This is a genomic window from Nostoc sp. CALU 546 (assembly GCF_048836525.1).
The window spans coordinates 1-7,398 of record NZ_JAWJTF010000180.1 but is presented as its reverse complement, the minus strand read 5'-3'; the positions used below and the strand labels follow the sequence as shown (position 1 = coordinate 7,398).

The 7,398-nt window shown below is 42.5% G+C and carries 6 protein-coding genes; 1 reads left to right on the top strand and 5 read right to left on the bottom strand.

Annotated elements, in window-relative coordinates:
• Positions 1–368: 368 nt before the first annotated feature.
• The 5 genes from map to RRG12_RS40910 form a co-directional block, all read right to left on the bottom strand.
• A complete protein-coding gene (gene map, locus RRG12_RS40930) occupies positions 369–1,196 on the bottom strand; it encodes a type I methionyl aminopeptidase (protein ID WP_420763139.1) in 828 nt (275 codons plus the stop codon).
• 280 nt (positions 1,197–1,476) lie between these two features.
• On the bottom strand, positions 1,477–2,001 hold the full coding sequence (locus RRG12_RS40925) for a cupredoxin domain-containing protein (protein WP_420763138.1): 525 nt from the start codon (positions 1,999–2,001) through the stop codon (positions 1,477–1,479).
• Positions 2,002–2,305: 304 nt separating this feature from the next.
• Entirely contained in the window at positions 2,306–5,269 is a 2,964-nt protein-coding gene (locus RRG12_RS40920; RefSeq protein WP_420763137.1) for a M16 family metallopeptidase, read from the bottom strand.
• 142 nt (positions 5,270–5,411) lie between these two features.
• Entirely contained in the window at positions 5,412–5,855 is a 444-nt protein-coding gene (locus RRG12_RS40915) for a VOC family protein (RefSeq protein ID WP_420763136.1), read from the bottom strand.
• Positions 5,856–5,933: 78 nt separating this feature from the next.
• Complete coding sequence (locus tag RRG12_RS40910; protein ID WP_069072077.1) at positions 5,934–6,449, bottom strand: TIGR02652 family protein; 516 nt, start codon at positions 6,447–6,449, stop codon at positions 5,934–5,936.
• A gap of 242 nt (positions 6,450–6,691) precedes the next feature.
• On the opposite strand from RRG12_RS40910, the gene RRG12_RS40905 reads away from it, so the two are divergent.
• Positions 6,692–7,219 (top strand): gamma carbonic anhydrase family protein, encoded by a 528-nt coding sequence (locus RRG12_RS40905; protein ID WP_420763135.1) that lies wholly within the window; start codon positions 6,692–6,694, stop codon positions 7,217–7,219.
• The last annotated feature ends 179 nt before the right edge of the window (positions 7,220–7,398 follow it).

Sequence of the window (7,398 nt, the reverse complement as noted above, 5' to 3'; positions counted from 1 at the left end):
CAGTCAAGAAGGCTTCTTATACCAATTCTGTATGAAGAATGCGCCTTATGAACCCCTCTTGGTAAGACGGTGTATACACAAGTTGAATTACCCCCCTTAATCCCCCCTTGGAAAGGGGGAAAAAATAAATCCAGTTCCCTCCCCTTTGCAAGGGGAGGGTTAGGGTGGGGTAAAAACCAGATTCGTAAACTACTCCAGACTTGTATTTACACCGCAGCTTCATAAAGAAACGGTATTAGTTGTACTGAGTTTTTTCAGAAATCAAATATGAGTCCTACACATATTGACTACGTGTAAAAAAATAAAGAGGCAAATCGCCCTATTTTGACGCTTCACCTCTCTCAACAACAGATAATTACAACTAACAATTACAACTTAGAACGGTCAGTCAAAATCTCATAACCATTGTCTGTCACTAATACTGTATGCTCAAACTGAGCCGACAAAGAATTATCCATAGTGACTGCTGTCCAACGGTCAGATAATGTGCGCGTATGTCTAGAACCCGCATTTAAAATTGGCTCAATTGCCAGTGTCATCCCCGCACGGAGTTTAACATTTGGCATTTCACGGGTACGGTAGTTAAATACTGAAGGTTCTTCGTGAAGATTACGACCGACACCGTGTCCAGTGAACTCTTCAACTATACTAAAGCCGTTAGCTTTCACATGGTCTTCAATTGCGCCAGCTAAGTCAAGTAGGTATACACCAGCCTTAACTTGTTCAATACCCTTATATAAAGCTTCTTCTGCTACGCGAATTAATTTAGCAGCTTCCTGTGTCACTTCACCGACAGCAATTGAAATGCAAGAATCACCATGAAAGCCTTGGTAATAAGCACCTGTATCTACTTTTAATACATCCCCTGCACGAATAACTTTCTTGGGACTAGGAATACCATGTACAGCTTCATTGTTAATGCTGGAGCAAATAGAACCTGGAAAACCGTGATATCCTTTAAAACTTGGTGTTGCACCCATTTCTCGGATACGTTTTTCTGCATAAGCATCTAAATCAGCCGTAGTCATTCCCGGCTTTACTAGCTCGGAAATTTCTTTTAAAACAGTTGCGACAATTGTCGCTGATTGCCGCATGATTTCAATTTCACGTGGCGATTTAATTTCAATTCCTCGGCGTTGTTTTTTCGCAGGTGCAGGCTGAGTAGCTTGAGAAAGTAAGTTACTGAAAATGTTCATAGGAAATTAATAATTACTGTTGGCTCTGCCGCTGAAGTATGAATGCTTTCTCTAGATTACTTGAGAAATAATATCTATAATTTTAGTTATCTTAATCTCTGATTGGTATTCTTCCAGTTTAGCCGCTAACGTATATAGAATAACACATTCACATACTCCTAATGTGTTGGACTTGAATCAAAACTGCCATAACTTACTTTTGGATACACACTATAGTATCTAGATAAATTATCTTTAATTGAAACATTAGACAGAGGCCAAATACTGAGTCGAATAGTTTTTAATTATTGATGGCAATCTCTCCAGTCATACCTGCTTCCGTATGTCCCGGTATTGAACAACGCAAGTCATAAGTACCAGATTTCAGAGGTACAAATACCCACTCGGCCTCAGCACCAGGCTTAAGTTCTAGTTCGTGAATGGCTCCTTTGATTTCTACTTTGCCTGCTTGGACTTTTTGTGTCCAGATGCCATCGGCAAAATCTTTAGCAGTAAAATAGTGCTTCAGTTGGCTGGGATTGGTAAGTTGTAGTTGATAGCGTTTACCAGCCTCGAATTCCAAATGATTTGGCTCAAACTTGAGTTCGTTAGCCGAATTACCCAAGCTAATTGTAATTTCTGTAGCTGGTTGCTTGAGCAAATCGCTAGACAAATTCGCTGCCACTGCTGGAGTAACAGCGATGAAATTTAGTGCTAGGAACAACGTTAATATTACGTAGTCCCGCCGTAATATTTTTAACCAAGCAGTAGTTGTAAAATTAAAAGATGTAACTATAATTTGGTATAAATGGCTGTAAGTTATCATCAGTAGTTCTCAAAAGGCAATGCTATTAATAGGTAGCGGGAAAAAACACTTTACCCATTCTTTATATTATCCATGCCTAATGTCCATCTCTACTAGTACAACACGGCAGAAATAAACCAATCATTCCAAATCAACGAAACCCTTACGCTGTATTCATTTTTAATTTTTAATTTTTAATTCCGCCTTGCGGTACTAGTGTGTCCACTTTAAATTGATGGGTAAGAAAGTTCGTAGTAAGGACTTTAGTCCTTATTTTTTAAGCACTTGAGTCCTTACTACAAACCCTCAATAACTTGACAAAGTACTACCTAATGCTTTTTTCTGCCAATACAGATGGCCCAGCAGTAACGACCACGATTTGATCTGGGTGGAGTAACTCACGAGCCGCTTGATTAACTTGCTCAAGGGTGACTTTCTGGATTTTATCAGTGAAGGAGTGCAATTCTAGTTTATCTAGTCCATAAACTTCATTGATCAGAATTCTATCTGTTAATTCTTCAGGGTTTGCCAGGGAAACGTTGTAGTTGCTGATGAGGGTGCGTTTAGCTGTTTCTACTTCCAGTGCGGTGACACCTTGTTTATGGATTTGCTGTAGTATTTGGCGAGTACTAGCGATCGCTTTACTGCTATCTTCAGGACTAGTTTGCATTTCTATCAAAAATGTCCCTGAATTCTTCCCAGCTTGGAAGGAGCTATAAATTCCATAGCTCAAACCTTGGCGATCGCGCACTTCTGCACCCAGTCTACTAGATAAGGTATCGCCTCCCAAAATTTGGTTCAATACTAAGGCTGAGTGAAACCGAGGATCATAACGGTTAATACCCGTGTAACCCATATATGTAACGGCTTGGGCTTTATCTGGTAAAACTGGGTTGACACTCACTATTTTCTCCGGCATTGCCACTGGGGGATATTTTAATGTTGCTGCTTGGCCGCTAACTTCCCAGTTACCAAACTCATTTTTAATGAGCGATCGCACTTTGTCTAGATCAAAATCTCCCACCAGCGCTAGCACTGTCGTATCTGGACGATAGTGTTTAGCTTTGAAATCAATCACATCCTGGCGCTGAATCTTTTCTAAACTCTCCTCTGTGGGAAAGGTGTGTAAGGGATGTTTTTTCGGGTAAATTGACTGAACAAATATTCTTCTAGCTACTTCTGATGGCTCATCTAATTCCAGTTGCAGATCAGTTAAAGTTTGTTGACGATGCAATTCCAATTCTTTTGCTGGAAAGCTACTGTTTTTAACAACATCAGCTAATATCTCCAGGAGTATCGGCAAATCCTCGGCTAAACTATCACCCTCAATCCGCACACCTTCGCGGTAAGCTTCAAAGTCTAAACTCGCCCCTCGTTCTGCCAAGATTTTGGCAATAGTGAATACATCTTTGCTATCAGTGCCACTTAGTAAATTCTCTGCCACAAAAGCAGCCAGTCCAGCTTGCTCATCTGGATCAAATTCTGTCCCGGCTTGAATATGACCACTCAGAGTAACGGTGGGAGTACTATGATCTGGTAACAGTAATATCCGCAGTCCGTTAGTAAATTTAAATTCCTGTGGTAAGACTTGAGCGATATCTTTGACGGCAAACAACGCATCTCTAGCCAAATCCACAGGTGGTAAGTACTTCCCTACCTCAGAAGGAAGCACAGGTGCGCCAGGAGAGAAATTTTCTGTAGTTTGGGCTGAGTCTGGTTTGTCACCAACTTCTGTTATTAACTTCTGAGTTGGTTCAAAAAAGCCTACTGTCCGTGCTTCTTTTGTTAGGTATTTGTTAATCACAGCGACAACATCCGTTGGCTTCACCAGACGAACAGCTGCTAAATAGCGGTCTGTGTAGCTATAATCACCAACAGTTGTCTCATCAGTGCCCAATCGCATTGCTTGAGAAGTGATATCACGGTTACTCAAAATTACATCTGCTGTTAACTGGGTTTTGGCTCGTTCTACTTCCTCAGATGTCACACCTTTTTCTGCTACATTAGCGATCGCACGACTCAATACTGAGTCAATTTTTTTCAAATCTTGTTTAGCTCCAACCGTTACCAACACTTCATACCAGCCAGATTCTCGCAAACTGGTAACGGATGCTGTAACTTCACTAGCTAAACCTGATTCCACTAATGCCTGATAAAGGCGAGAATTCCGTCCCTCTGTCAAGATGTAATCCATCACATCCAGCGCAGGTACATCTGGTTGATTTGCATCCGGTAGCGGATAGACAACTTGTAAAAGTGTTCCTGCTCCCGGTTCTCGCAATACTATGGGAGTGCTGTTAGCGTTAGCGGGGCGTTTAGCCCGTGCTGAGTGCTGAGTGTTGAGTGTTGAGTGTTGAGTGTTGAGTGCTGAGTGCTGAGTGTTGAGTGATGGAGAAATACCTCCTGCCTCCTGCCTCCTGCCTCCTGCCCCCTGCCTCCTGCCCCCTGCCTCCTGCCTCCTGCCCCCTGCCTCCTGCCTCTTAGGTAGTTTTCCAAACACCTCTTTAATTGTTTCCAGGGTGTTTGCAGTTTGAAAATCTCCAACAATCACTAAGACGGCATTATCAGGAGTGTAAAAGTTGCGGTAATATTTTTGTACTTGTTCAACTTCAAATTTTTCGACATCAGCTTTGGTACCACCTACAGGCAACCCGTAAGCATGATTGGGAAACACCGCTTGCATGACGGCGCGGTTGAGGCGATATTCTGGGCTATTTTCGTAACCTTGCAACTCGGAAATTACTACCCGTTTCTCACTCGCCAGTTGTTCTGGCTCAATCTGGGAATTTTGCATTCTGTCCGCTTCCAGCACTAAGAGCGCTTTTAGCTTGTTTCGTTCCACAGTACCGTAATATGCAGTTTGGTCATAGCTGGTAAAAGCATTGGAATCACTACCCAAAGCACTAAACAAACGTCCAAATTGAATCGGACGATTTTTCGTGCCTTTAAACATCATGTGTTCCAACTGGTGGGCAATGCCATTCACGCCCGGTTCTTCATTCCGTGAGCCAACCTTGTACCACACCTGCACCGTCACCACTGGCGCAGTATGCACTTCTTTTGTCAGGACAGTTAGACCATTTTCCAGCACTGTCTTACGGACATTTTCTGTCAGTGTTGAGGGCATTATTCTTTTTGCTATCAAGGTTGACTGGTATTTTTCTTTGTTAGATGTGGCTGTATGTTGGCTACGAGCAGGTTGATCGCTCAGCAAAAAAACCGCTACTAGCCATAAGCTTAAAAGTAATAACGGTAAAGGATATTTATAAAATCTGGAAAATCCATACATCTATTTAGCAGATATATCTGTAATTTAAGTTACATAATTATCTTGGAAAGTGACCATAATTTAATCTGGTAAAAAAATCTGTTACCTCAGTAACAACACAGAAAAACAACATATTAGCAACAAAGGTAATAAAAAAGCTAAATTACGGGAGTTTTGCTAAAACTCGAATGAATTCCAGAGGTAAACCATCGGTATCGGCGATAAAAGCTACTTCGTAAATGCGATCGCCTATTTGCTGTTGTGTCGGTTCTAAAAGTACCTTCAACGGTTCTAATTCTCCAGGTTGAGTCTCAGCAGCGATCACTGCACGTTCTTGTAAATTTGTCAACCAGCTAGGTAAATCTGTTGTAATCTCAGTTAAATCGAACGAGAGATGATAATACCCGACATAATGCTCATCAGCAAAGGCATCTGGGGCTGGTTTTGGTTCAGGAATTTGGATCAGTTCAATTCTCCCGCCCAATCCTTCCATCCAGCAAGCCAGGGTGTAGCCGGTAGTAAAGCGTTCCGAAATTGTAAACCCTAAAAGTTCGTAGAAAGCGATCGCTCGATGAATATTCGCAGTCCGAATAGAGGCGTGGTGCATATTAGTCCTTAGTCCTTAGTCCTTAGTCATTTGTCCTTTGCGATTCACTAATGACAAATGACTAATGACAAATGACCATTACTCAAACAACCTGAAATAAGGGTAGCGTACAGGGACACCAGGCTCTTTTTCCAAGTCAAAATTAATCACTTCCCAACAGGGATCTTCTGGGGCATCTTCGGGGCTAAACTCCACCGGCAAACCGTACAAACGCGCCGCAGTAGCTTCTGGTTGTCCAGAACGCCAAGGTGTACTGCGTTCCAAATAGCCACTCATTAATTCCTGATAGCGTCGAGCAATAATCACCCTTGTTGCTCGATAGCCTTGGGTATACAGCTTATCTAATGCTTCGTGAATTTCAAAGCGAATACCATCGGGATGAGTATGCTGTCTATACCATTCATTATTCCACCTTCGCCAATGACGCCCTGATTGCAAATGGATTAACTCTCCATTTTTCGGATCAGCTTCAAACGCGCCATGACGCGGACACAAATAGGTATCTGTCAAAGTCAGTGCCGGAATAGTCTGGCGACAATGGGGACACTGTATTTCCGGCCCAAACATCGGGTACTGAAAGCCTGGATTCATCATGAAGTGCGTACAAACATAATTTTGTCTTCACCAGCGCTAGTGGATTGGATTATACACTTCGGCTCCACTACTTTGGGTTACTTGCTCACTGCTACACAGACACGGATTTGCAGTAGTAGAAGCATTTTTCACTAGTGTTTTCCTCTCCGTAGAGACTTGACGCTGTGATATCCTGGTTGTGCAACCAGCCTCAAAGGTTGGAGTTTCTCCAGTGTTCCTGGGTACCATATTAATATTCTATCGTGTCTACCGCTTCTTACTGGACATCTCCCGATTTTTCTCAAGCTGCCTTCATCGCAGCCAATGCTGTTGTAATGGGTTCGGTAAATATAGCACCAGGAGTGAGCATTTGGTATGGAGCAGTGGTTAGGGGAGATGTAGAACGGATTGAAATTGGCGAATGCACAAATATTCAGGATGGTGCAATTCTACATGGCGATCCTGGTTTTCCAACAATTTTAGAAGATCATGTTACCGTAGGGCATCGCGCTGTGATACATTCCGCTTACATTGAGCGTGGAAGTTTGATTGGCATTGGCGCAGTGGTTTTAGACGGGGTACGAGTGGGTACTGGTAGTATTATTGGTGCTGGCGCAGTGGTAACAAAAAATATACCGCCCCTCTCCCTAGTTGTCGGTATTCCTGGCAAAGTGTTACGCCAAGTAACAGATGTTGAAGCCGCAGAACTGATTGAACACGCTAAACGTTACCAAAAGTTAGCTTTAGTTCATGCTGGTAAGGGTATTGATATTGGTTTTAACAAGGCTTAGGGAATGGGGGAGATGAGAGGACAAAGGGACAAGGTTAAAGGGAAAAGGATAAAGAAACAAACCCCTTCCCCTTTACCCTTTACCCTTTACCCTTTTTCATAATCTCCCATGCCCAATGCCCCATGCCCAATACCCCATAACTTTAAACATTCTTTACATTTGTATTCTATTTGGACTAA

What these genes read in the sequence shown, in the direction of transcription:
- map (WP_420763139.1), bottom strand. Translation starts at nt 1,196, where the DNA reads ATGAACATTTTCAGTAACTTACTTTCTCAAGCTACTCAGCCTGCACCT.
- RRG12_RS40925 (WP_420763138.1), bottom strand. Translation starts at nt 2,001, where the DNA reads ATGATAACTTACAGCCATTTATACCAAATTATAGTTACATCTTTTAAT.
- RRG12_RS40920 (WP_420763137.1), bottom strand. Translation starts at nt 5,269, where the DNA reads ATGTATGGATTTTCCAGATTTTATAAATATCCTTTACCGTTATTACTT.
- RRG12_RS40915 (WP_420763136.1), bottom strand. Translation starts at nt 5,855, where the DNA reads ATGCACCACGCCTCTATTCGGACTGCGAATATTCATCGAGCGATCGCT.
- RRG12_RS40910 (WP_069072077.1), bottom strand. Translation starts at nt 6,449, where the DNA reads ATGATGAATCCAGGCTTTCAGTACCCGATGTTTGGGCCGGAAATACAG.